The organism is Saliterribacillus persicus (assembly GCF_003337485.1).
Classification (GTDB): Bacteria; Bacillota; Bacilli; order Bacillales; family Amphibacillaceae; genus Saliterribacillus; species Saliterribacillus persicus.
On record NZ_QPJJ01000007.1, the window covers coordinates 149,974 to 175,357 of the forward strand.

The window sequence follows — 25,384 nt, forward strand, 5'->3', positions numbered from 1 at the left end:
ATGAAAAGACAGTGACCAAGATCGACCACCCACACCAAATATAACCTGAAATATGACATTTGTTATCATCTTGTCATGTTTAACCCAAGATTTCCCTCAGGACCGTATCTGTCTGCACAAAATCATTTGCTTGCTCTTGGTAATTTGAGTCATGCAAATAAGTGTAACGATTTGGTTTAATAGATGGTGCAATAGATATCGCTTGTTCAAAATCTTGCCTCTTGAAAGAACATTCCATCGCATAATCAAAAAATCCTGTTCGTTTAAATACCTACATCATTCTTTCCGCACGATGATTTTGAACATTTGCCATAATATAAGTGGCAATACCCACCTGAAGCCCATGCATTTGAGGCTTTTCTGCATGCTTATCTAAAGCGTGTGATATTAAGTGCTCTGAACCACTAATAGGAGCACTGTTTCCACTTATGACAGTTGCGATCCCACCCATGGTTAAGGAACTAACAAGCTCTTTAAGGAAAATAGGACGGGTTAAATCTTCCATCGGTGTTCGGATAAAACTATTTACAGCCTTTTTACTTAGCATTGCTGCAAAGTGATTTACCGTAGCCACCCCATGCTTTTCTTCAAAATCCCAATCATATAAGGCTGTAATGTTTGACATTAAATCACCAACGCCTGCTAGTAACATGGAGGTAGGTGCATTTTTAATAATAGATAGATCAGCAATAATCCCATAGGGAATTTTGGCAGGTACAGTGGTCTTTTTTTCGTTAATAATTAAGGAGCAGTTACTACTTGCAAATCCATCGTTGGAAGCTGAAGTAGGCATACTGATAAAGGGTACTCTTCTAATGTGTGCGATATATTTACCGTAATCAATAATAGCACCTCCACCAATCGCTACAATCGCGTCATACCGCTCTAAGTCGAAAGCGAAATCGGTCAATGCATGAATATCAAGATCTGCCTGCATTTCATATGTAGTAATTTTTACTGACGTACAGCTTGACTCTACTTTAATTTTATAATGCTCAAAAGTGAAGGAATCAAATAATACCCCCACTCGCTTAAATTGATGCTTTATTAGTATTTTTTCTAAATCTTGGATAACATTTTCTCTAATTTCTAATATTGCAGGAATGGGGATATTGGATATTGGAAGTGACATAATTACTAAACTCCTTTTTAGTCAAATGCTTATGGGGATATCGTACCACTCGGAAACTTAGATTGGAATAAATAACTACAATAGTAATATTAATTAGTGAGAGGGGTTTAAATTAATTTATGTGTGATAAGTATCTTAGTATTAACCAAGTTTAATACAAATTACTCTTGACGTTTCGTCATTTTTTCAAGTATAGTAAACGAAGTATAAAGAGTAAATAATAATGATTACGATTTATGTATAATGTTTTTTACAATTATAGAATGATTTTAAAACAATCATCCACTATTTTAATAATTGAGTTTGATCTACCTTCTCAAGCAAAAAAACATCTATTAAAATAAGTAATCTATTAATCTAACAGAGTTGGAGGATAGCTATGAGTCATCGATATCGGTCTACATTTATAGATTTTACTGCCATTTTATTACTAGGCGTTGCTTTTCTTCTTATTACTTCTAGTGAATTAATTCAATCGATGATAGATTTACCTGCTTCTATTTATAATATGAATACGATATTCTTAAGTATATTAATAGAGGCAATTCCTTTTGTCTTAATCGGTGTAGTAATAGCCGGTCTCATTCAAATCTTCATAACAGAGGAACACATCAAACGCTGGATACCGAAAAATAGATTTATGGCAGTTACAATGAGCTGTGTGGTAGGTGCATGTTTTCCTGCATGTGAATGTGGAATTGTTCCGATTGTTAGAAGATTATTAAGAAAAGGCGTGCCTATTTATGCAGGGATCGGCTTTCTTCTTACTGGACCATTAATTAATCCTATCGTTATTTTATCCACGTATATGGCGTTTGGGAATAATTTGAATATAGCGATATCACGTATGGTATTAGGATTTATCATTGCGATGATAATAGCTTTATTGATCAGCTTTTTTTACAATACGAGTCAATTGAAGACAGATCAATTTGTTCCTTCAGGTAGTGATCACATACATAATTCAGGCTCTAAAGGATTTTCAAAAAAGATTTTTAACGTACTTACACATTCAGTAGATGAATTTTTTGATATGGGGAAATACTTGATTGTCGGTTGTTTATTTGCTGCATTTGTACAAACTTATGTATCCTCAGGAGCATTAGTTGCTATTGGTGGGGATAAAATTGCGTCATCTACCGCAGTAATGATGGGATTAGCATACCTTTTATCCTTATGTTCAGAAGCGGATGCGTTTATTGCAGCTTCTTTCAAAAACTTATTTCCTACTACTGCAATTCTTGGTTTTCTCATCTATGGTCCTATGATCGATTTGAAAAATACAATGATGATGCTAAGTGTATTTAAAACGAAATTTGTTTTTATCTTTCTATTTATTGTAACCACTATTGTCTTTAGCTTTTTACTTCTTGTTCAAGGTCTTTATTAGGAGGGAAATGATGAAGTTTTATTATCAACAAGCTTTTCGAGCAGCCATCTTATTACTGTTTGTTATCTTTATTTTAAAATTGCATTTCACAGGTGACTTATTGAAATTTATTAATCCGAAATATGAACTTTTAAGTCTTTTTGGTGCAGCAATTTTTCTTATCTTGTTTTTTGTGCAGCTTCAGCGTGTATGGGGACATGCACATCACGAGCATGAAAATTGTCAAGATCACGATGACCATCATCATGATCATGGGTACACGGCTTTTAATTTTAAGAAGGTAATATCATATTCCATCATACTTCTCCCTTTGTTTACGGGATTTGTGTTTCCTCCATCTACTTTAGACGCTTCTATTGCACTAAAAAAAGGTGGAATGTTAGCCATAACAAATAATGCGATGAGCAGTGAAGAAGAGGGTCTACCATTAGAAGTGATAGAAGATGATCCGACTATTATCGGCGATGAATCAAGTCTTCCCGATAACGAATCAGCTATGACAGAGGAAGTACCACCAACTAATGATAATCCAGAAGATCCTAATTTATATTCCAATACAATTTCACAAGAAGAATATACCAAAATAGAAAATGAAATGTACAATACAGAAACGATCGAAATGACAGAATCTCTATATTCTACGTATTACGAAATGATTAATATTAATATGCATAAAGTTGAGGGTAAAAAAATTAAACTAAAAGGGTTTGTTTTTAGAGAAGATGACTTTTCTGCTAACCAATTAGTTATTGGCAGATTTGTAATTACACATTGTGTAGCTGATGCTGGAATTTTAGGATTCTTATCAGAGTTTGAAGATGCAACAGCTTTGACAGAAGATACATGGATAGAAGCAACAGGTACGATTATAATCAAAGATTATAATGGAACGCCGTTACCTGTCATTGAGATAACAGAGTGGGAGGAAGTAGAAGAATCGGATCAACCCTATCTCTATCCATTAACCGTTGAGATTATGTAAAAGTATTATTGAAGTATTCAATTGATGTTTCTAAGAATTACATTACATTAAATAGTCAAAATAGAGAGAAGCCATTTATAAGTTTAAAAAAGAAAATGAAACTATTATTATATAGGTTCTAAAATAAACTTATTGTTAATCGCTCTTTAAAAATTAGATTAATAAAAGAGGAATAATTGCATATATTTAATTTTGTCGGTTTTTATTTTTTGATGCTGTAGCTCAGTTGGTCCATTACTTACTTGACAGGCGTTCACTAAAAACTCGGAATATAGGAATGTATCCTCAGACGTCAGAACGTATAAAATTAACGTTCTGACGTTTTTTTCGTTGATTTTAAAGGTAATGTTGTAAAGATTCAATCGAAAAACATAAAGACTCGTAAGTCCAGAACGCTACCCTTTCCAACAGTGACTATGAGATTAGTTAAAAGACTGATTGAGTCTAATCGAGAATTTAACACAAGTTTTATAACTCGCTTGCCGTTATAGAATGTTGTGTTGCGAATTTCGAAAGTCAACGATATGGTTGCGGATAGAATTTCGAAAAAACTAATGAAAGTTGCGAATCAACTTAACGAGAAAATGACGACGTGCCTTTGGGTTTAAAGGCATTGTACGAAATAGCAACCCATCCGTCTGAACAACGTCAACGAAAGCATATAACTGCCAACGGTGAGGAAAAAAAGCAGGATGAAATGATGATAAAGGAAACAGGGGAATTTAATCCTGGAAAATATTGATAAATAATTGTTGGAAATAATATAAATAATGTATGCTTAAATTATCATAATTAAGGAGGAAAATTTAACTGTGAAAAAATATGTTTTAATAATTATCATCTCTTTAATCTCTGTAACACTTATTGGTTGTGGATTCTCTGAAGAAAATAGATTAACAAGCGAGGAGGTTGTAGAAGCTTTTACGGAAGCGGGATTAGATATAGGGGAGACTCGGGAGATGACTGAGGATGATTACGGGTTGGGTCCTATGAAAGCCGAAGAAGGTACTCGGTTTTTAATTACATCCTTAGGAGATGATAACGGAGGACGCATATTAACATACAAAAATGAATCTGATCTTGACGAAATGAAAGAATATTATGATAGTATGAGTGAAGAAGCAGATATGCTATTCTCTTGGACAATGAAGCATAAGAATGTACTTGTACAGATTAATGGAGCTTTACCAGAAGAAGATTACAACGAATATAAATCCGCATTAGAAGGATTATAATTAGTATTAGAAGACGTGAATTATTGCGTCTTCTTTTTTCTTTCTTCGCTTTTAGTTAAAGATTATAGTTCGTCAACTGAACCGAAAAAATCAGCAAACCTTCCCCAATGGTCAAGGAATTGTAGTGGAGATGACTATACGAAAAATTTCAGGTGAAGTCTTGGGATGAAATCTATTCTTTTTCTATAGAAAGTATTTTGTTACAGTCCGTTATCTCTAATGTTTCCATTACGGTTAGTAAGTGAGCTAATCGAATCCAGTCATACTTGTTGTTGCCGAATTATTTAACCGCAGCTGTCCATAATTTCGTAGACTCCTTTTGTGTATATGCTAATAATTTTCTATGTTCATTTAATGTAAATTTTATTTGTCGCATTAAATTCGTTTCCTTTTCATTTTTATTCCGTTAATAATACGTTTACTTAACTATAAGTCTTGCAGGAAGCCGGTATTATTGATATAATTCGAAAATAAACGTGTGAATTTCCGAGTGATTTTACTTATGACTAACCTCGATATGATAACGTTTGACGTCAAATTTTTGTTTTTTGATTCCGTAGCTCAGCTGGGAGAGCGCTTGCTTGACAGGCAAGAGGTCGTTGGTTCGAGCCCAATCGGAGTCACTGGGTGCCAAACCCCAAAGATCCTTAATCTCTTATGAGATTTGGGATCTTTTTTTATTCAAAATCCTTTGATGGAAGTAAAGTTAAATTTTCATTATTATCTGTAGTAAATTCATTACACTTGAGTAAGAAGGTTAATATCTTTCCTGAAAATTCGAAGAAAAAATTACTTATTAAATACTGACTTTGTTGCACCATCTGTTCTAGTTAAGGTAGAATGGTTTTTGATATAAGAAACTGAGTTTTCTGATAAAAGAACAAAAATTTCATAAGTTTAAATAACGAATCAATTAATATAGTGGGGTGATGAGAGTTAAACAAATAATTATATTATTTGTTATATTACTTTTAATCTTTACAGGTTGTTCGACTGAAGAGGATCAAAATTTGGAATCGGAAGATGAAAATACTATTGATGTGCAGCCAGATGAAGAAGTAGAAGTAATTGCAGAGAATTTAGAGGTCCCTTGGTCAATCGATAAACTTGATAATACATTTTATCTAACAGAAAGACCTGGTAACATTGTGATGATTGAAGATGGAAATATGGAGCGGCAAGAGGTTCAACTTAAAAAGAAGGTTTCTACAGCATCTGAGGCTGGATTACTAGGATTTGTTCTCGCGCCTGATTTTACGGAATCGAAAAAAGCTTTTGCTTACTATACTTATGAAGAAAATAATCAACAATCTAATCGTATTGTTACGCTGCGTCTGAACGAAAACACCTGGCAAGAAAACGAATTACTGCTTGATGATATCCCAAGTGGTACGTATCATCATGGTGGGAGGTTAGCGATAGGGCCTGATGAAAAACTATATGCGACAACAGGAGATGCATCTGAAGCGGAGATTGCTCAAGATATAAATTCTCGTGGTGGTAAAATCTTAAGAATGAATCTAGATGGTTCTATTCCAAGTGATAATCCCTTTGAAGATTCGCCTGTCTTTAGTTATGGTCATCGGAATCCACAAGGAATTACTTGGTCATCTGATGAAACCTTATATAGTAGTGAGCACGGCAACAGTGCCAATGATGAGATAAATAAAATAGAAGCTGGTAAAAATTATGGATGGCCAGTAATTGAAGGACAGGAAGAAAACGCAGATATGATCTCACCATTATTTACTTCTGGAAATGAAACCACTTGGGCACCATCTGGAATGGATTTTGTTAATAGAAAGTTATATGTTGCTGGTCTAAGAGGAACAGCTATCCTAGAATTTAATCTTGAAACAGGGGAGCAAAGGGAAGTAGTGTCAGATTTTGGTAGAATACGAGATGTGCTAATTGATGACACATCACTCTATTTTATTAGTAATGCTACAGATGGACGCGGTTCCCCTGAAGGTAATGATGATAAGCTTTATAGAATGCGACTACCATAAGGAAAAGTATGAGCTAGGCGCATATAAGGAGTATAAAATGATAACAGCAATTTTAGGTTTGCTTTATGCATATGAAAGTATATCGAAATTTTCCAAGTCTTTGTAATAAGGGGTTTTTAAATGAATAAAAAGAAGGGGATTCAATTAATATTATTAGTAGTTTCGCTTCTGCTAATCTGGTTAATTGTCTTATCGCTAAGACCACATACTGTACCAGTTCATCTATTTTATTTTCCAATTATATTAGGTGCATGGTATTTTAGTAAACGCGGAGGAATACTAGTAGGTTTTGCAGCGGGAATATTATCAGGACCCCTGATGTATTTAGAAGTAGAATCAAATATTAATCAAACGACATTATATTGGATTATTCGATTGTTATTCTTTATAGTTTTTGGAGGATTACTTGGCATACTATTTCAAAAAATGAGAGAAGACACAATTCAGCTTACAAATCACCGAAAAGAATTAGAAATACAACGTAAATTTGCGAATGTAGATGGGTTAACATTAATTCCAAATCGGAGAAAATTTAATACCGTTTTGGAGGAAGAGCATAAGAAAATTTCAAAGGAAGTAACGCCACTTTCATTAATCATGATGGATATAGATGAATTTAAAGCATTTAATGACAACTACGGTCATATAGAAGGGGACGAATGCTTAAAGGTAGTCGCGGATACAGTACAATCTTTATTACGTAAAGAAGATTTTATCGCCCGGTATGGTGGGGAAGAATTTGTCGTTATTTTACCTAAGACGGATCAAATTGAGGCTGAGAATATAGCGAAGCAAATTATAACGGGAATGATGGAATTAAATTATGAACATCTCTATTCCAATACAAAGCCATATATAACTTTAAGCTTGGGTGTTGCAACTATCTTTGAGTCAAGTGATTGTTCACCATCTGAATTGATGCAAAGGGCCGATCGTGCACTTTATCGTGCTAAAAGTAATGGAAGAGATAGAGTTGAAATTTTTGAGAAAATATAAATCAGCAACAAAAAAGCCATTACCCTATCATAATCTAGATAGGGTAATGGCTTTTAATTTTTATAAAATGGTTAAACAGCAATGACTTCATTTATTACTTTCATTTCTTCATGATCTAGCATATTTTTATTAACGATGTCAGTTACTTCTTTATTCATATTGGCACGAAGATCTTTTGCCTCTTCCTTATCGCCAATAATATAAATACGCTCCCATTCATTTTTCTTTGCTACTTTATCCAATTTAGATGCAATACTTTTATACCAACGATGACGATTTGCATCAAATCGTGCTTGAAATTCTTCTTGCTGGGTACTTTTACCACCAGAGCCAACTGTTGCTTGCGCTCGATGTGGTCCAGTATGCTGTCTCCAATCTTCTGTATCTAAATCTAATTCATAAAAACTTGTCTCCTTTAAGGTTCCAAGCTCAGTATCTAAGATTTTAATCGTTTCTTTTTGTGTTAAAATAATGCCTGTTTGTGGGAATTTTTGATGCATTTCTTTCAGTTGAGAAACTTTAGCTGTATCATCCCATTGGAATTCAGTTTTTACTGGCATTTGAAATCGTTCAGCAAACCATACGGAATCATCTGCCGTTGCAAAAATAACTAAACTTTTAGCAAAATTCTGTTCATTCTCTCGTACATAATTTTCAACCTTTTCTTTCACTGCCCAAAAATTCCGCTTTTCATCTGAATCTCCATCTTCTTGAAGATATTTTTCAAAATTATTCATCCCATTTTTAAACTGGATTTTCCATTCTCCACCTTGTTGTTCTGGATCAGATGGATCGGTATTTAAATACATGCTAAAAACACGTTGAGGTTTTTCTAAATAAACACTTTCTAGTTTTTTAATTTCTTTATTCATATCCATAAAGTTGTATCTACTCCTTTATTAGAAATTAATCTCTCTTACTAGGTATGTAACCGAAATAAGAAGCACTAAAACATGATTCTTTCTTTTTCTTTTTATAACTATTATTTAAATTTTCAAACCGCCAGTAATAACGCTATTATAAATAACTACACGTTTTATGATAAAAAGAGTTCAGTACAGTATTAATAAATAACTTCGATTTTGTGTAGGGTATTGACTATAGCCACTGAGAATTATGAAGAACATTTTAATCATTCCAAAGAAAAAACCAGATTGCTTAAAAACGCAAACTGGTTTAATAATTTAACAGCTACCACCAATGCCTGGCATAGCTTTAATTTCGATTCCGTGTGGTGTATCCCCAACTTGAATCTTTTCTTCAATTTTTTCGGTTTCCATGTTAATTACCGCAACTTCGTTTGTTCCACTTAAAGTTACATATGCTCTTGATTCTTTTCTGTTAAAAGATAAATGTTTGGCACCAGTAAGCTTGTCTATTGTTGCAATAATTTCATTTGTAGCAAGATCAACCACTTCTACTTGATTACTCTCTAATTCAGAAACTACTGCGGTACTTTCGTCTTCGCTTATGATAACGTCTGTAGCATCACCATTCATCTCAATTACATCCAACTTTGCATAACTATTTGCATCATATATTTCTATTTGATTGGATCCACTTGATGCTACATAAATTTTTGATGCTTCTTCATTTACTCTAACAACACGTGGGACATTTCCTGTATCGATCGTTTCTATTACTTCGTTATTCGAGGTATCAATGACATACACTTTTGCATTCTCATGATCGGTGACAAATAACTTTTCATTACCTAATATCAAATAATTAGATTTTGCTTGATTCCCTAAATCAATTTTTTCCACAACTTCTTCTTCGTTTGTATTGATGACGTCGACAAATTGATCGCCAACTGTTGAAACGTATAAATATTGGTTGTCAGTTGATAAAGCCAATCCATGCGGAAGCGGACCAACTTCAATTTCATTTATTTGCTCTAATGATTGGGTATCAATAATTCCGATTGTAGAACTATCTTGATTTGCTACATAAGCATTTCGCATCGTGCTATCAAAGACGATATTAGTTGGCTTTTCACCAGTATTAATAGAACCAACAGTTTCACTAGATGGAATATCAATAATAGAAATCGAATCATCTTCTTCACTTGGTACATAAAACTGAACATTGGTTAACTGGCCTGCTTCTTCACGCATTGCTGCTTCTTCTTCTGAGATCATGGCACAGCCTGTAAGTATTATCAACAATATGGATAAAAATAAAGTAATTCTTTTATTTGAAAGCATGATTTCCCCCTTGAAATATACCAAATTTTAATCCCTTGTATTCTTATCGGAATGAATGTATTATTGGGAACAGTAAAACTATAATATATATGGGGGAGGAAGTAAAGGTGAAAAGAAAAGCTTTATTATTTATAGCAATCATTTTATCCATTCTTTTAGTAGCTTGTGGTCAAAGTGAATCAAGTTCATCGAATGGCTCAAATACTGACGAATCAAGTTATGAAAATAGTGAACTGTTAGTTGATACAGAATGGGTAGCAAATCATGTTGAAGATGATGCAGTTACCTTTATCGATACAAGAAGAGAAGGATATGAAGGTGGCCATCTACCTGAAGCTATACCTTTTTCTACAGGGGAATTGTCAGATGAAGCAGCAGAATACGATGGTATTTTAGTAGACGCTGATACCTTCGCAGAAAAAATGCAAGGTATTGGGGTAAATCAAGAAGATACCATTGTCATTTATGATGACGGCTCAAGCTTGAGTGCTGCTCGTTTATTCTATGCGCTTGAATACTACGGTCATGAAAATGTGAAAATCTATAATGGAGGATTCACTGCATGGTTAAATGATGGAGAAGACGTATCAACAGAAACGAATGAAGCACAAACTGGGGACTTTGTTGCAACCGCAAATGAAGAAAAAGTATGTGATTTAAATACTTTACAAGCATCCATTGACGATGAAAATATTGTTGTGTTAGATACCCGCTCAGAAGAAGAGTATACAGGTGAAGAAGTTCGTGCTGAAAGAGGCGGACACGTTCCAGATGCTGTTCATATCGAATGGAGCGATGCAATTACTGATGAAGATGGTGTTTCAAAATTCAAATCAGCAGAGGCACTAGCAGAAATGTATGAAGATAAGGGAGTAACGAAAGACAAAACAGTAATCCCTTATTGCCAAACGAATGTACGTGGAGCGCATACGTATTTCACTCTTCGCCTATTAGGCTATGATTCTGTTAAACCGTATGAAGGCTCATGGGCAGAATATGGAAATGTTAGTGATACAAAAATTGAGAATTAGGTGATAAAAATGGCATTTGAAAAAGAAGGAGTAACACAAATAGATGTGAATGAATTAAAGGAAGCTTTACAGGACCCAACTACTACAGTTATTGATATTCGTGAATATGAAGAATATGTAGAGGGGCATATCCCTGGTATTCCTTTAATCCCTATGAGTGAGATTACAGAGGTAGTGGATGACTTTGAGAAGGACCGTACGCATGTTTTAGTATGTAGAAGCGGTAGACGAAGTCATGAAACATCAAAGTTTTTTAAAATGAATGGAATTGAAAACGTGAAGAATTATGATGGTGGTATGCTCGCTTGGGATGAAACCGTAAATGAAGGTGAAGAAAACATTATTAAAAATGTAAAGGATATTTACTAAGGGAGGATTTTAAAATGGCACTAAGTAATGAAGAGCTTGCAACATTAGAAGCAGATCACACAGTTGATGGTATCGGTGAAGTTTGCCCCCACACTTTAAATATCGCATTAAAAGCATTAAAGAAAGCAAAGCCAGGTGAAATTGTGGTGGAAATAACCGACCATTCGATCGCTACGAAAACCATTCCTGCTGCTGTTAAGATGAATAAAATCGCAGAAGTATTAGGCATTGTTTCGGAAAAAGGAGAATACAAAATATTCTTGAAGAAGCTATAAATAGAGAGGAATAGATACCATGTTTTTTATCTTGGATATGTTTATTTTGGCCGGTATATTCGGCTTTCTTTATGGCTTCCTGTTGCAAAAAGCAGACTTTTGTTTCACTGCCTCTTTGCGTGACTGGATAAGTGTCCGAGATAGTCGAATTGGTAAGGGAGTTCTTGTATTAATTGCTACTGCCATGATTGGCTGGGGAATTGTATTAACACTAGGATTAGCCACTGTCGGTGAAGTTTGGTCAATGCCTATTGGTTTTTCTAATTTAATTGGTGGTGTTTTATTTGGTATTGGTATGACAATCGCTGGAAGCTGTGCTTCTGGGGCGTTATATCGTGCTGGAATGGGATATATCCAATTTTGGATTGTTATCGCTAGTATGATGATAGGAAATCTATTGTTTGCACTTGTCTATGATCCGTGGGCTTCAGATTATGTAATGGAACCTCTTCAATTAGCAGAAGGTGGCTTTACATTATTTCAATTGAATTTGCCGTTTCTATTAATTCCATTGGTTATTGTTGCGCTAATGCTATTCATTGCTTTTAGACAGTTTGGTTGGAGTGGTGTTTGGCAAGGTGCGAAGGATTCATTACAGGATTTTAAAGGCAATCCCTTTACAAAAAGTCATTGGGATATTCGCTTCGTTGCTGTACTCCTTGGTATTATAGCAACCATTCAATTCGTAGTGATGTCTTCCATTAGTATAACTGGCCCTGAAACGCGTATTGCAGGTGTGCTGTTATCCTTTGTATTTGGAGATGATTTTGTTTATCAGAATACCTATTTAAATGGAATGTTCGCTGACTTTCCAACTATTGGGTTAGGGCCAGAAGAAACATTAGTCATCTTTATGATTGTTGGAGCGTTTGTATCTGCAATTCTTAGTAAGAGCTTCAGAATTAGAAAACCTAAACTTGCTAGAATGCCATACGCAGTAGGTGGAGGTTTACTAATGGGGATTTCATCACGAATGGCTCCTGGTTGTAATATAGCGAACGTTATACCAGGTATAGGTGGTCTTTCCATTAGTAGTCTGATAGTTGTCATAGGAATGGCAGTTGGGGTTTTTATCGCAACAGCTTATATATTTAAAATGCCACTACTACTTTTTCAAAAGATGGATTTTGACGATAGTGGATCATAACAGGTTAAAAATGCTCTGTATCTAGATTGAGATGCAGAGCATTTTTTATATTAAAGGAAAAATGGTATCTTAGCCTTTGATTAAGATAGTAAAAGTTAAAACAACTTTTATGGATTGTAGTTATTGATTAGGATACCGATTTATACAGAAACTTTATCCTAGTTCTTTTAACAATTTATTTGCATGAATGCTAGCTCATGATATAATCAATAGCTTAGGATGATTATGACTTTTCATATTCAAACGGACGCTAGAAAAGCCTCCGCCTATTGATGAAATTTGGAGGTGTTAAGAATGAATAAACGATGGACGATCGATAAGATTGAAAAATTTGTGACGGAAAATTCAGATAGCACATTGCTTACGAAAGAGTACCATGGTTTTTCTCAAAAATTACTTTTTAAATGTTCATGTGGTAATAATTTCGAAAAAACATTTACAAAATTCAAAAATAAAAATCAGCGTAAATGTGACGTGTGTCAACCACCAAAAGAATCCAGATAATCAAATAGCGAATTTCCGGCATCGATTTCTATTAGAATAGAATTCGGTGTTTTTCTATAATTCCCATCCTGTCCTTATTGAGTAAAATACATGCTATAATGTGTAAAAAATGTGGTTTTATTTCATGTGTAAGCTCGTTAAAATTAACTATAATGAAAATTAGAAGGTGAAAAAGATGGAAAATACGGTTAGAAAATTTTGGCTGAAGTGTTTGTTGCGTATTGCAGATCCCGTAATCGAAGCACTTGAAAAAGAAGAATTAAAAATATTGATGCCAGTTGAAGCTAACAATAGTGATGATCGAGCAAAATATACCCATTTAGAAGCATTTGGTCGATTATTGGCAGGGATAGCCCCATGGTTAGAACACAAAAAAACAGATGAAAAGGAAGAAAAGCTTAGGATTACATATGCAACTCGTATTAGAAAATGTATTGATCATGCTACAAATCCAAGCTCAGCTGATTATATGAATTTTCATGAAGGACATCAACCTATTGTTGATACTGCTTTTTTTGCCCAAGGATTATTGCGAGCACCAAATGAGCTTTGGGAAAAGTTAGATGATCGAGTAAAAGAGAATGTTGTTACAAGGTTTAAAGCGACTCGATCGAGAAAACCTCATTTTTCCAATTGGCTGTTATTTTCGGCTATCATTGAAGGGTTTTTATATAAAATCGGTGAAAAAGATTGGGACGCGATGCGAATAGATTATGCCTTTAATCAATTAGAGCAGTGGTACTTAGGTGATGGTATATATAGTGATGGTGTGCATTTTCATCATGATTATTATAATAGTTTTGTGATTTTTCCGATGTTAGTAGATTTGCTTGAGCTAGTTGGTAAGGAGGACGCTAAGTGGATCGAAATGGAAAAAAAGGTTGAGGAAAGAGCAAAGCGATATGCGGCCGTGCAAGAACGTCTGATATCTCCTGAGGGAACGTACCCTCCAATTGGTCGCTCTTTAGCTTATCGTTTTGGTGCTTTTCACCACTTATCGAATCAAGTCTATTTAGAAAAACTTCCATCAGAATTACTTCCAGGACAAGTGAGAAGTGCGTTAAGTGCTGTATTAAAAAGAACGATAGAAATGCCGGGTACTTTTGATGAAAAAGGATGGTTAACGATTGGTTTTAACGGACATCAACCTTCTATTGGGGAAGGGTACATCTCGACGGGGAGCCTATATTTATGCACCACGTTATTTCTTCCTTTAGGTCTATCTAGTGAGGCAAAGTTTTGGCAAGAACAAGAACAAGCTTGGACTAGTAAGAAGGCGTGGGCTGGAGAAGAGTTTAATATTGATAGTGCAATGCCTGAATAAGTATAAAAACAGCTGACAGTTAAAGTTAATGTCAGCTGTTATTTTTTTGTCCAAGGAATAAAGTGTTTAATGGATAGCTTCTATTCTATTAGAGGTACTTAAGATATGTTTGGTAAAGTCTCTGAGTTTTTAATTAATATAAAATAAATTGTTGATCTTGCTAGATACTATCAATTAACTTTCCTTTTCTCTCTTACAAATTTCTTCTCATAATTTTATTCGCCAATTCCTTCAAACAGTTTTTTAAATCCAATTTATATGTAAAAAAAGAATAAAGAAATACATATTCACTCTTTTTTTTGTCTTTTAAGCAGAAATGTAAACTTACACCTTTCCACTCCTTATCAATTAAAAAACTATTAAGATAAGGTTTTTGAGCCAAATATAGAGTATTAATTTATTAATTTGATGAATTGAATTTAAATTATATGAAGCTATTTTTAAGTATTTGTATAAACTTGGTAAAAAACGGTAATTTAGCATTTTGATATGTTTAAATGTTTTTAGAAAGTATAAGGAGGGAGCAGATACATGAAGCAAGTAGAATTAATCAATCTATCTAAATCCTATGAAAAACAAACAGAAGTGCTGAATGAAATTAATCTTTCCATTGATGAAGGTGAATTTTTCGTTCTCGTAGGTCCATCTGGATCTGGTAAAAGTACATTATTACGAATGATCGCTGGACTTGAGGATATCACCTCAGGGGTATTAAAAATTAATGAGAAGGTGGTCAATCATTTACCTCCAAAAGACAGAGATCTTTCCATGGTTTTTCAAAATTATGCTTTATATCCTCATCTTTCAGTTGAACAAAATATTCTATTTGGCTTACATGCCAAAAAGGTAGCAAAAAAGGAACAACAAAAACGATTGCATGAAACTGCTGACATGATGGGCCTTGGCTCCCTTTTAAAAAGAAAACCTAAACAATTATCTGGTGGCCAACGTCAAAGGGTTGCTTTAGCACGATCTGTAGTCAGTGAGTGCCCACTATGTTTGATGGATGAGCCTCTATCCAACTTGGATGCTAAATTGCGAGCACACATGCGAATGGAAATTAGACGCCTGCAAAAAAGGCTAGGGTTAACTATGGTATACGTCACGCATGACCAGGTAGAAGCGATGACAATGGGTGACAGAATTATGGTACTCAATGAAGGGAAAATTCAGCAAGTTGGAGACCCAATAACGTTATACAATGAACCAGCTAATTTATTTGTAGCTTCATTCATAGGTTCACCAAAGATGAATATGGGGCAGGCAAAAATAGAAGATCATCATTTAGTGATAGAGAATGAACTTAAGATCCCACTAGATTTAACCGAATTATTAAAAATTACGAAAAATAAAGGATTAACAGTAGGTATGAGAGCAGAACACATTTTTAGAGGTGAAGCTGAAGAAACAACACATTTACTTGAAGTGGTAAATGTCGAACAGCTTGGGAATGAGACGTTATTGACGTTCGAGATTGGAAAAGAATTATGGACGGCAAAATGGTTAGGTCAGTGGCAAGTAAGTGTTGGAAATAAAGTACCTGTAAATATATCCATGAAAAACATGAGCTTTTTTGATAGTGAGACGGGTGAATTAATAAAGGCCGCTTCCACGCCGACTAATCAAGAGGTGGTTGCTATATGAGTGAGGTAAGTCTTGAACAAGAATCAGTTACATCGATTGATTTCATTCGAGTGAAGAAGAAACAACGTATTTTAAACTTTATCAAAGGTATTATGTTTTTGATGCCGTCCATACTTTTGTTTAGTGTATTTTTGTTTTATCCGATGATTCGTACGATTTATCTAAGCTTTTTTTTGACTGATAACGGCGGAGTCCCAACTGTTTTTGTTGGGTTTGATAACTTTTCGAGTATTTTTGCTTCACCTATTTTCCAAAAAAGTATTGTGTCTACTTTTTTATTTGTATTATATACGGTTCCAGGTGCGATCATCATCAGTTTATTTTTGGCAGTGATTGCTAATGAAAAATTAAAAGGTATCGGGATTTACCGGACAATTTTTTCTTCTACAATGGGAATTTCAGTAGCTGCCGCTTCTGTTTTTTGGATGTTTTTATTTCATCCAACAATGGGTTGGTTAAATCAACTAATTGGCACTATCGGATTGGAACCTATAGGTTGGTTAACAGATCCCAACTGGGCATTATTTTCTGTTTCCCTCTCTACTATCTGGATGAATATTGGTTTTACCTTTTTAATTCTTTTAGGCGGATTACAATCGATTGATTCTTATCTGTATGAGAGTGCAGACATCGATGGAGCAGGTTACTTTTACAAGCTACGTAGAATTACACTACCAATGCTGTCCCCAACGTTGTTTTTTGTGATAACCGTTACTTTTATAAACGCTTTTCAAACATTTGGACAGGTTGATATGCTGACTCGTGGAGGGCCGCAAAATGAAACCAATCTAATTGTATACTCCATTTACCAGGAAGCCTTTATGAATTATCAGTTTGGAACAGCTAGTGCTCAAGCAATTATACTGTTCTTGATTATTTTAGTCCTTACTTTCATTCAATTTAAACTAGGCGAGAGGAAGGTGCATTACCAATGAGACTATCCCTATCAAAAAAGATTATCTTTTATATCCTTTTAACTATTTCAGCAGTTCTAATCTTTGCACCTGCCATTATCGCATTTCTGATGAGTTTTATGTCTAGCCAAGACATATTAACAGGTAAAATCATACCAACTTCTCTTACCTTAGATAATTATATTCAAGTTTTTGATCGATCACCGTTACTTCATTACTTGATTAATAGTTTTATTGTATCTTTTCTAATCATGTTTGGGCAGCTAATTTTAGCTAGTTTAGCAGCCTATGCCTTTGTTTTCTTGAATTTTAAAGGGAGGGACGCGTTATTCTTTGTTTTTATTGCGACGATGATGGTTCCTTTTGAAGCATCTATCATTCCAAACTTTCAAACGATTCGTGATTTAGGCTGGATTGATAGCTACCAGGGATTGTCTATTCCATTTTTTGCAATGGCCTTTGGAACCTTTTTGTTACGACAGAATTTCAAGCAAATTCCAAAAGAATTGAAGGAAGCTAGTGAAATTGCAGGAATTGGAGATTTAAAGTTTTATTTTACTGTTGTGCTTCCAGTGGCCAAGACCAGCTTAATAACGCTTGGCGTGTATGGTTTTTTATCGGCATGGAACATGTACCTGTGGCCGCTTTTAGCTACCACAAATGATGAAGTTAGGACGGTTCAAATTGGACTAAGACAACTGCAAACACAAGAACAACTGAACGAATGGGGGATCATAATGGCAGGAGCAATCATTGTTGTACTGCCAACGCTAGTATTGTTATTTCTAGGTCAGAAGAAATTACAGCAAGGCCTTGCTGAAGGTGCATTAAAATAAATAGAGCTTTTGTGGCCTTTGAATAAATCGGTATATTTATAACTACCTATTCACAATCAGCGCTACTGGACCAATAGTAACTATGTAAAAAATTTGAGGAGTGTGGAATGTATGAAGAAAACTTTATGGTTGGTATTAATGCTTCTATTTGCGATTGTTTTAACAGCTTGTAACGATGCGGATGCAAATGAAACGGAAGAGACCACTGAAACGGAAGAAAGCAGCACAAACGAACCAGCAGAGGAAGAAGCAGAGGAAGAAGCCGCTTCAGAATCCACAGAAATTACTTTTTGGCATTCTATGGGTGGAGCTGGACAAGAAGCTCTGGAAAAAATTGTAGATAACTATAATACTTCTCAAGATAAAATTCAAGTAAACGCAGAATACCAAGGTACTTATGATGAAGCTTTAACAAAATTCCATAGTGTAGCTGGAACAGATAGTGCTCCTACTATGATGCAGGTTTTCGAAATTGGGACAATGTCGATGATACATAGTGGCCATATTGAGCCTATACAAACATTTATCGACGACGACGGATATGATATGTCAGGTTTAGAAGAGAATATTATTAATTACTACAACATTGATGATCAGTTTTATTCGATGCCTTTTAATTCTTCTACACCAGTGATGTATTATAATAAAGATGCCTTTGAAGCGGCAGGATTAGATCCTGAAAAGGCACCTGCTACTTATGAGGAAATTGAAGAAGCAAGTAAAGCAATCGTAGAATCTGATCCAGAAATGAAAGGCTTTGCCCTGCAAGCCTATGGTTGGTTATTTGAACAGTTATTAGCAAATCAGGGAGCACATTTGATGAATAATGATAATGGTCGATCTGAAACTCCGACTGAAATTGGTTTTACAGACGAACAAGGAAAATCCATCTTTAAATGGGTAGATAATATGATTAAGGATGACACTTTTGCGAATTATGGTACAAATGGAGATAACATGATTTCTGGCTTCTTAGCAGAAGATGTGGCCATGTTTATGCAATCTTCATCAAGTAGTAGGGATGTGATTGACAATGCACCATTTGAAGTTGGAGTTGCTTTCATTCCATATCCAGAATCTACTGAGCGCGAGGGTGTAGTTATTGGTGGTGCAAGTCTATGGATGATGAATGGTGCACCAGAAGAAAAGCAAAAAGCTGCATGGGAATTCATGAAGTATTTACAAACACCTGAAGTTCAAGCAGAATGGCATGTTGGAACTGGATATTTTGCTATTAACCCTAAAGCGTATGAGGAACAAGTAGTTCAAGATGCTTATGAAAAAATGCCACAATTAAAAGTTACAGTAGAACAATTGCAATCTACTAAATCATCAATTGCCACTCAAGGTGCAATTATGGATATGATTCCAGAAGGGCGTCGTATTATAGAGACTGCTTTAGAAACCGTCTATAATGGTGGAGACGTAGATGAGTCTTATCAAACTGCAATTGATCAATTAAACGCCTCTATTGAAAAAGCAAATAAAGCCCGCGGAGAATAATAAAACAAGGATTAACTTAAATGATCTGTATTAACAGGAAGTGCTGATTTGTGAAGGTAGATAAATGACCGATTTATTCAAAGGCCACGGACACATAACACCATCAGTGGATTTTTCGATTCACTGGTGGTATTTTTTACATATTGGTTAAAATTAAATTAATGAGAAATAAACTTAGATGAAAGTATTACATTTTGGGTATTGCCACTATGGATGATAAAAAGAATATAACGACTAATAGAACTTGAGGGGATGAAAAATATGCGAACAAAAATATATGGGCATCGAGGCAGTAAAGGAACTTATCCTGAAAATACGCTTCTCAGCTTTCAAAAATCAATAGAAAGTGGTGTTGATGGATTAGAAATTGATATACATATGACCAAAGATGGTGAAATTGTCATTATTCATGATGAAACTCTTGAAAGAACGACGACTGGAAAAGGTTATATTAAGGACTATACTGTGAAAGAATTAAAAAGCGTAAGCACAGGGAAAAAATTCAAAAAAATGAAAGCATATGAGAAAGAGTGGGATAATGAAACCATTCCTACTTTAAAGGAGTTATTTGATTTACTTGCTCCTACAAATATAGAGCTGAATATTGAATTAAAGACTTATATTTTTCAATATCCTGGAATAGAAGAAAAATTATTAGAAATAGTCGAGGAGTTTGGAGGCAAACGGAAAATTGTTTATTCCTCATTCCATTTACCAACGCTTATCCGACTAAAAAATATCAAGCATGATGTCAAAAATGCTTGGCTAATTAATCAAGAAATTCCACATCCCGGTGATTACCTCGAAACTTTCGAATTAGAGGCACTTCATGTCAATAAAAATCTTGTGCTGGAAAATCAACAATATTGGAAGAAATATCAGGAGCACCTACGAGTCTGGACAGTTAATGACAAAAGTGAAATGAAGGGATTAATTGAAGCGGGAGTAGATGCTATTATTACGGATTATCCGGAAGTAGCTCTTGACTTATATACGAAGCGAACGTAACTCTATTTTTCTTATGTTTAACTTCAAATATACAAACAGAAGCTTTGAATCTAGTGAGATTCAGTTTCTGTTTATTTTGTGTGAAGAATTTCTTGCTATTATGATAATTATGTGTAAATATATATGACAAGACACATGTATATTCTTTAATTATATTCGCTTATAATGAAGAATAGAAATATATCAAAAATTCACGAGTGAAGCTATCTTTTGCTTTTTATTGTGAAGATAATCACTTGTTGAATAAGTACATAAAAGGGGTTATAAAATGAATGAAGTAAAACTAAAAGCACTACTACAATCTTTTTTAATTGAAGATATAGGTGACGGTGATATAACTAGTGAGGCAATTTTTTCTGATGATCAAAATGATAAGGGTGTGTTTATAGCAAAGGAAAATGGAATCGTATCAGGATTAGATCTTATAAAAGAAGTATACGGCTTATTGGATAATACTATTAATGTTAGCCTGTTTTTTAAGGATGGAGATCGCGTGGAAGCTGGTAATAAAATTGCAGAAGTAAGTGGTCCTGTTATTCCACTTCTTAAAGGAGAAAGAGTAATTTTAAATTTACTTCAACGTATGAGTGGAATAGCAACGATCACGGAAACTTGCATTGAAACTTTAAATGATCCCTCCATTCAAATTTGTGATACAAGAAAAACGGTTCCAGGTCTTCGAATGCTAGATAAATATGCGGTAACTTGTGGTGGCGGTCAAAACCACCGACAGGGTTTATATGATGCTGTAATGATCAAAGATAATCATATATCTTTTGCTGGTTCCATCACAAAAGTTATAGAAATTACAAGGAGAAAAATAGGACATATGGTGAAAATTGAAGTAGAAACAGAAACAAAAGAAGAGGTTCAGGAAGCGATAGAAGCAGGTGCAGATGTTATTATGCTTGATAATCGCTCACCAGAAGAAATAAAGGAATTAAAAAAAATGATTCCAAATTCTATTGTAACAGAAGCATCAGGGGGCATAACCCTTAATAACTTAGCTCAATATCGCAACTCTGGTGTGGATGTTATATCACTAGGTTTTTTAACGCATTCCGTTAAAGCCTTAGACATAAGTTTACAAGTAAATGAACAAGACAAAAAATATAAGATTGAGGCATAGGACTTTTCTAGTTAAATCATTAATAACATTGGATTTATTGTTCTTTGTAGCATAAAGAAGTGAAGAAGGGTTTTGGTTTATTCTCACAAGGTGCCTTCATATTTCACCTGCTCTAATGGTTTATTAGCTTTCTTTGTTTTGATTTTAAGTATTAGTTCTAAGCTTCTCATTAGAGAAAATTTAAATCATGCTAAGAAAAACCATCTGAATAGCAGCCATAATGTTGTCGATCCATTTTAAGAAAGAATTTTAGTTGTAATATACTTAAAAATACCCCCGAAAGTTAGCGTGAAAAACTAACCTTTCGGGGGTATTTTTATAAATGATTAATTCATGGAGAACAGTCGAACGCTTTTGAAGAGGTTTGAACTAACAAGCAAGTGCAAACATGGATATATAAAGTACGTTACTCAACTATTTATAATGTACTCAGTTATCAGCTCTTATTATAATGAATTTATTGATTAAGCTAGAAAGAAATCCAATATGAAGGGCGTGAAAATTAAAATAATGGAACTGACAGTAAGGATAGTGGAAACAGATTTTGGTAGTTTTTCCCTTTCTTTTCCCTTATACCAACCTGAAAATTGCCATCTATTTCTATATGTAGCAAACATTAATAAAAATATCGCTATAAAACCAATCCATGCATATGCTTCCGCCACAGGGCTAATTCTATAAATATTAAGTAATATTGAGGAACTAACAGCGCCAAGAATTGTAAAGATAAAAATAATTCGTAATAATTCTAAAATGGTCCTCATATTAAACAGCCTCCCCAAATTCACTAATTTATTTTAATAACAAACTTTAAAGTATTAGAAAAAGCGTACCATTATCTTTTTTATTTTAACATAAAATTCCATATTTATCTCAATAATAATTACAATCGTAGAAAAAATAATATTATTAAGACGATTATGTTCAATGAAAAATGTTTTGATTAAAATTATTAAGCAAAGTTTTTGACAAAAATACAATAGGGGGGTATAGTATAGTTATAAACAAGAAGGAAGTGATAAAATGGAAGAATTTCTTCATGAGCACCCTGTTAAACCAAGAACAAAGGATGAGAAACAAGCTATTGTTAATCGTCTAAAGCGAATAGAAGGTCAAGTACGAGGTATACAGAAGATGGTAGATGAAGATCGTTACTGTGTGGATATTTTAGTTCAAATTAGTGCCATTAATGCAGCACTTAAAAAGGTTGGTTTTTCTGTCACTGAAAGACATATGAAACATTGTGTTACAGATGCTATTAAATCTGGTGAAGGTGATGAAACGATTGACGAATTATTAGAAGTGATGAAACAAATTTCTAAGTAGAGGAGGGGAAAAAGTGGCAGACGAGAAACAAGTAACTATTGGTGTCACCGGTATGACCTGTGCAGCATGTTCTAGTAAGATAGAAAAGGTTTTAAATAAAATGGATGGAGTAGAGGCTCAAGTAAATCTTACAACAGAAAAAGCAAGAGTAACTTTTGAAAATGATAAAGCTACTTTAGATGATATAACGTCGAAGATTGAAAAGCTTGGATATGGTGTAGAAACAGAGAAAGTAGATTTTGATGTGTTCGGTATGACCTGTGCGGCGTGCTCTACTCGAATTGAAAAGGTTCTAAATAAAGATGCTGCAGTAAAAACAGCTAGCGTTAACCTGACAACAGAGAGTGCTGCAATTGAATATAATCCAGCACTAATCGCAGAAGCTGATTTAATCAAAAAAATTCAAAAACTCGGGTACGATGCTAAACCAAAAGCAGAAAAAGAGGAGGCTGATTCTAGAAAAGAAACGAAAAGAAAGCAGATGAAGAGAAAGTTAATCATCTCAGCAATTCTTTCAGCCCCACTACTTATTACAATGTTAGTACATTTATTTGGTTTAAATATCCCAGATATATTTATGAATCCTTGGTTTCAATTTTTATTAGCAACTCCAGTACAGTTCATCATTGGGTGGCAATTTTATGTAGGAGCTTATAAAAATTTAAGAAATGGCGCAGCAAATATGGATGTGCTTGTGGCTCTTGGAACAAGTGCTGCTTACTTTTATAGTTTATACGAGGCTATGAGGACAATAGGTAACCCAGATTATATGCCTCATTTGTATTTTGAAACAAGTGCGATCATTATTACGCTTATTTTGTTTGGTAAATATTTAGAATTGAGGGCAAAAAGTAAAACAACAATGGCCTTATCTAAACTATTAAACCTACAAGCAAAAAAAGCAAGAATTATTCGAGATCAGGAAGAAATAATGGTTCCAATTGAAGAGGTGCAAGTAGGAGACAGGATAATCGTAAAACCAGGTGAAAAGATACCGGTAGATGGTATCGTTGTTGACGGAAGAACATCTGTAGATGAATCGATGCTTACAGGTGAATCTATTCCGATCGAGAAGGATATCGATGCTACTGTAATAGGCTCCACAGTTAATAAAAATGGTACGATTGAAATGGAAGCAACAAAGGTTGGAAAAGACACTGCTCTTGCTTCCATCATAAAAGTGGTGGAGGAAGCACAAGGTTCAAAAGCACCTATTCAACGGTTGGCGGATGTGATTTCAGGTTATTTTGTTCAGGTGGTAGTTGGTATCGCCATCCTTACTTTTATAATATGGATTGCATTTGTTACACCAGGAAGCATTGAACCCGCTCTTGTTGCTACAATCGCAGTATTAGTTATAGCTTGTCCCTGTGCTTTAGGTCTTGCAACACCTACTTCCATAATGGTCGGTACAGGAAAAGCTGCGGAATCAGGTATTTTGTTTAAAGGTGGGGAACACTTAGAAAGAACACACCAGCTCGAAGCTATTATTTTAGACAAAACAGGTACAATTACAAAAGGTAAACCTGAAGTAACTGATTTTACCGGCGATGAAGAGACTCTACAGTTACTTGCAAGTGCTGAAAAAAGTTCTGAGCATCCATTAGCAGATGCGATTGTAGACTATGCTAGAAATAATAATATTGATCTATTAAAGCCGGAATCATTTGATGCAATACCTGGGCATGGTATTAAAGCCCGCATTGAAGATAAGGATATTTTAGTGGGAACCAGAAAATTAATGCGTGACCACGACGTAGAACTTAAAAATACTGATAATCTAGAGGAATATGAGACTGCTGGTAAAACTGCTATGTTAATTTCGATTGATGGAAATTACAGAGGAATGGTAGCTGTTGCTGATACAATAAAAGAAACAGCTGTAGAAGCAATTGCTCAATTAAAAGAGCAAGGCTTAGAAGTAATCATGCTCACTGGTGATAACGAAAGAACTGCTATGGCAATTGCTAAAGAGGTAGGAATTGAAAATGTTATTGCAGAAGTTTTACCAGAGCAAAAAGCGGATAAAGTTAAAGAGGTACAACTTCAAGGTAAAAAGGTAGGAATGGTAGGTGACGGAATTAATGATGCCCCTGCTTTAGTTATCGCTGATATAGGAATTGCCATTGGAACTGGAACAGAGGTTGCAATAGAAGCTGCTGATGTTACAATCCTTGGTGGCGAGCTATTATTAATTCCAAAAGCAATTAAGCTAAGCCAAGCAACAATTAGAAATATCAGACAAAATTTATTCTGGGCTTTTGCTTATAATACTGCTGGTATTCCAATCGCAGCATTAGGATTGTTAGCTCCTTGGTTTGCTGGTGCTGCAATGGCATTTAGTTCTGTGAGTGTAGTGTCAAATTCGCTTCGCTTGAAGCGAGTAAAAATATAAAATTTCTTTTTGAAAGGAGAAATAAATA

At 34.6% G+C, this 25,384-nt stretch carries 23 protein-coding genes, 1 tRNA gene and 1 pseudogene; 21 read left to right on the top strand and 4 right to left on the bottom strand.

Going from position 1 to position 25,384, the window contains the following annotated elements; translation table 11 throughout:
• Positions 1 to 79: 79 nt before the first annotated feature.
• Positions 80 to 1,132 (bottom strand): annotated as a pseudogene (locus tag DFR57_RS09865) (iron-containing alcohol dehydrogenase family protein).
• A 379-nt stretch (positions 1,133 to 1,511) separates the two neighbouring features.
• On the opposite strand from DFR57_RS09865, the gene DFR57_RS09870 reads away from it, so the two are divergent.
• The 7 genes from DFR57_RS09870 to DFR57_RS09895 all read left to right on the top strand — a co-directional run bounded on the left by DFR57_RS09870 (position 1,512) and on the right by DFR57_RS09895 (position 7,744).
• Entirely contained in the window at positions 1,512 to 2,522 is a 1,011-nt protein-coding gene (locus tag DFR57_RS09870; protein ID WP_114352986.1) for a permease, read from the top strand.
• Between the two features lie 10 nt (positions 2,523 to 2,532).
• A complete protein-coding gene (locus DFR57_RS09875) occupies positions 2,533 to 3,504 on the top strand; it encodes a TIGR03943 family putative permease subunit (protein WP_170132957.1) in 972 nt (323 codons plus the stop codon).
• 613 nt (positions 3,505 to 4,117) lie between these two features.
• Positions 4,118 to 4,246 carry a hypothetical protein gene (locus DFR57_RS18575; RefSeq protein WP_281270481.1) on the top strand — a complete coding sequence of 43 codons (129 nt, stop codon included), beginning with the start codon at positions 4,118 to 4,120 and terminating at the stop codon, positions 4,244 to 4,246.
• 70 nt (positions 4,247 to 4,316) lie between these two features.
• Complete coding sequence (locus DFR57_RS09880) at positions 4,317 to 4,739, top strand: hypothetical protein (protein WP_114352988.1); 423 nt, start codon at positions 4,317 to 4,319, stop codon at positions 4,737 to 4,739.
• Positions 4,740 to 5,289: 550 nt separating this feature from the next.
• Positions 5,290 to 5,362 (top strand) — tRNA-Val (locus DFR57_RS09885).
• Positions 5,363 to 5,668: 306 nt separating this feature from the next.
• Complete coding sequence (locus tag DFR57_RS09890; RefSeq protein WP_114352989.1) at positions 5,669 to 6,748, top strand: PQQ-dependent sugar dehydrogenase; 1,080 nt, start codon at positions 5,669 to 5,671, stop codon at positions 6,746 to 6,748.
• Between the two features lie 120 nt (positions 6,749 to 6,868).
• Complete coding sequence (locus DFR57_RS09895; RefSeq protein ID WP_114352990.1) at positions 6,869 to 7,744, top strand: GGDEF domain-containing protein; 876 nt, start codon at positions 6,869 to 6,871, stop codon at positions 7,742 to 7,744.
• Positions 7,745 to 7,815: 71 nt separating this feature from the next.
• Here the strand turns inward: DFR57_RS09895 and DFR57_RS09900 are convergent, their stop codons facing one another.
• Positions 7,816 to 8,622, bottom strand: a complete 807-nt coding sequence (locus DFR57_RS09900) for a VLRF1 family aeRF1-type release factor (protein WP_114352991.1) — start codon at positions 8,620 to 8,622, stop codon at positions 7,816 to 7,818.
• 306 nt (positions 8,623 to 8,928) lie between these two features.
• The gene (locus DFR57_RS09905) at positions 8,929 to 9,951 is read right to left on the bottom strand and encodes a YncE family protein (RefSeq protein ID WP_114352992.1); all 1,023 of its coding nucleotides are present in this window, start codon (positions 9,949 to 9,951) and stop codon (positions 8,929 to 8,931) included.
• A gap of 107 nt (positions 9,952 to 10,058) precedes the next feature.
• Between DFR57_RS09905 and DFR57_RS09910 the strand changes: the two genes are divergently transcribed.
• The 12 genes from DFR57_RS09910 (at position 10,059) to nadC (ending at position 21,635) form a co-directional block, all read left to right on the top strand.
• Positions 10,059 to 10,982, top strand: coding sequence for a sulfurtransferase (locus DFR57_RS09910; protein ID WP_170132958.1), 924 nt, complete (start codon positions 10,059 to 10,061; stop codon positions 10,980 to 10,982).
• A gap of 9 nt (positions 10,983 to 10,991) precedes the next feature.
• On the top strand, positions 10,992 to 11,351 hold the full coding sequence (locus DFR57_RS09915; RefSeq protein WP_114352994.1) for a rhodanese-like domain-containing protein: 360 nt from the start codon (positions 10,992 to 10,994) through the stop codon (positions 11,349 to 11,351).
• Between the two features lie 14 nt (positions 11,352 to 11,365).
• Positions 11,366 to 11,626 (top strand): sulfurtransferase TusA family protein, encoded by a 261-nt coding sequence (locus DFR57_RS09920; protein WP_114352995.1) that lies wholly within the window; start codon positions 11,366 to 11,368, stop codon positions 11,624 to 11,626.
• 19 nt (positions 11,627 to 11,645) lie between these two features.
• Complete coding sequence (locus DFR57_RS09925) at positions 11,646 to 12,773, top strand: YeeE/YedE family protein (RefSeq protein WP_114352996.1); 1,128 nt, start codon at positions 11,646 to 11,648, stop codon at positions 12,771 to 12,773.
• A gap of 294 nt (positions 12,774 to 13,067) precedes the next feature.
• Positions 13,068 to 13,277: a hypothetical protein gene (locus DFR57_RS09930; RefSeq protein ID WP_114352997.1), complete on the top strand. Its 210-nt coding sequence runs from the start codon at positions 13,068 to 13,070 to the stop codon at positions 13,275 to 13,277.
• Positions 13,278 to 13,452: 175 nt separating this feature from the next.
• Positions 13,453 to 14,601 (top strand): DUF2264 domain-containing protein, encoded by a 1,149-nt coding sequence (locus tag DFR57_RS09935; RefSeq protein WP_114352998.1) that lies wholly within the window; start codon positions 13,453 to 13,455, stop codon positions 14,599 to 14,601.
• A 531-nt stretch (positions 14,602 to 15,132) separates the two neighbouring features.
• The gene (locus tag DFR57_RS09940) at positions 15,133 to 16,245 is read left to right on the top strand and encodes an ABC transporter ATP-binding protein (RefSeq protein ID WP_114352999.1); all 1,113 of its coding nucleotides are present in this window, start codon (positions 15,133 to 15,135) and stop codon (positions 16,243 to 16,245) included.
• Positions 16,242 to 17,180, top strand: a complete 939-nt coding sequence (locus DFR57_RS09945) for a carbohydrate ABC transporter permease (RefSeq protein ID WP_114353000.1) — start codon at positions 16,242 to 16,244, stop codon at positions 17,178 to 17,180. Before DFR57_RS09940 ends, DFR57_RS09945 begins: the two co-directional genes overlap by 4 nt.
• Complete coding sequence (locus DFR57_RS09950; protein ID WP_114353001.1) at positions 17,177 to 17,995, top strand: carbohydrate ABC transporter permease; 819 nt, start codon at positions 17,177 to 17,179, stop codon at positions 17,993 to 17,995. The genes DFR57_RS09945 and DFR57_RS09950 overlap by 4 nt, the downstream gene beginning before the upstream one ends.
• 111 nt (positions 17,996 to 18,106) lie before the next feature.
• Complete coding sequence (locus tag DFR57_RS09955; protein WP_114353002.1) at positions 18,107 to 19,498, top strand: ABC transporter substrate-binding protein; 1,392 nt, start codon at positions 18,107 to 18,109, stop codon at positions 19,496 to 19,498.
• 261 nt (positions 19,499 to 19,759) lie between these two features.
• On the top strand, positions 19,760 to 20,506 hold the full coding sequence (locus tag DFR57_RS09960) for a glycerophosphodiester phosphodiesterase (RefSeq protein ID WP_245937437.1): 747 nt from the start codon (positions 19,760 to 19,762) through the stop codon (positions 20,504 to 20,506).
• 268 nt (positions 20,507 to 20,774) lie between these two features.
• Positions 20,775 to 21,635 (top strand): carboxylating nicotinate-nucleotide diphosphorylase, encoded by an 861-nt coding sequence (nadC, locus tag DFR57_RS09965; protein ID WP_114353004.1) that lies wholly within the window; start codon positions 20,775 to 20,777, stop codon positions 21,633 to 21,635.
• Positions 21,636 to 22,099: 464 nt separating this feature from the next.
• Here the strand turns inward: nadC and DFR57_RS09970 are convergent, their stop codons facing one another.
• A complete protein-coding gene (locus tag DFR57_RS09970; protein WP_114353005.1) occupies positions 22,100 to 22,399 on the bottom strand; it encodes a hypothetical protein in 300 nt (99 codons plus the stop codon).
• Positions 22,400 to 22,658: 259 nt separating this feature from the next.
• Here DFR57_RS09970 and DFR57_RS09975 point away from each other — a divergent pair, with 259 nt between their 5' ends.
• Together DFR57_RS09975 and DFR57_RS09980 are read left to right on the top strand one after the other, a co-directional pair.
• Positions 22,659 to 22,961 (top strand): metal-sensing transcriptional repressor, encoded by a 303-nt coding sequence (locus DFR57_RS09975; protein ID WP_114353006.1) that lies wholly within the window; start codon positions 22,659 to 22,661, stop codon positions 22,959 to 22,961.
• A 13-nt stretch (positions 22,962 to 22,974) separates the two neighbouring features.
• Positions 22,975 to 25,356, top strand: a complete 2,382-nt coding sequence (locus tag DFR57_RS09980) for a heavy metal translocating P-type ATPase (RefSeq protein ID WP_114353007.1) — start codon at positions 22,975 to 22,977, stop codon at positions 25,354 to 25,356.
• Positions 25,357 to 25,384 lie beyond the last annotated feature (28 nt).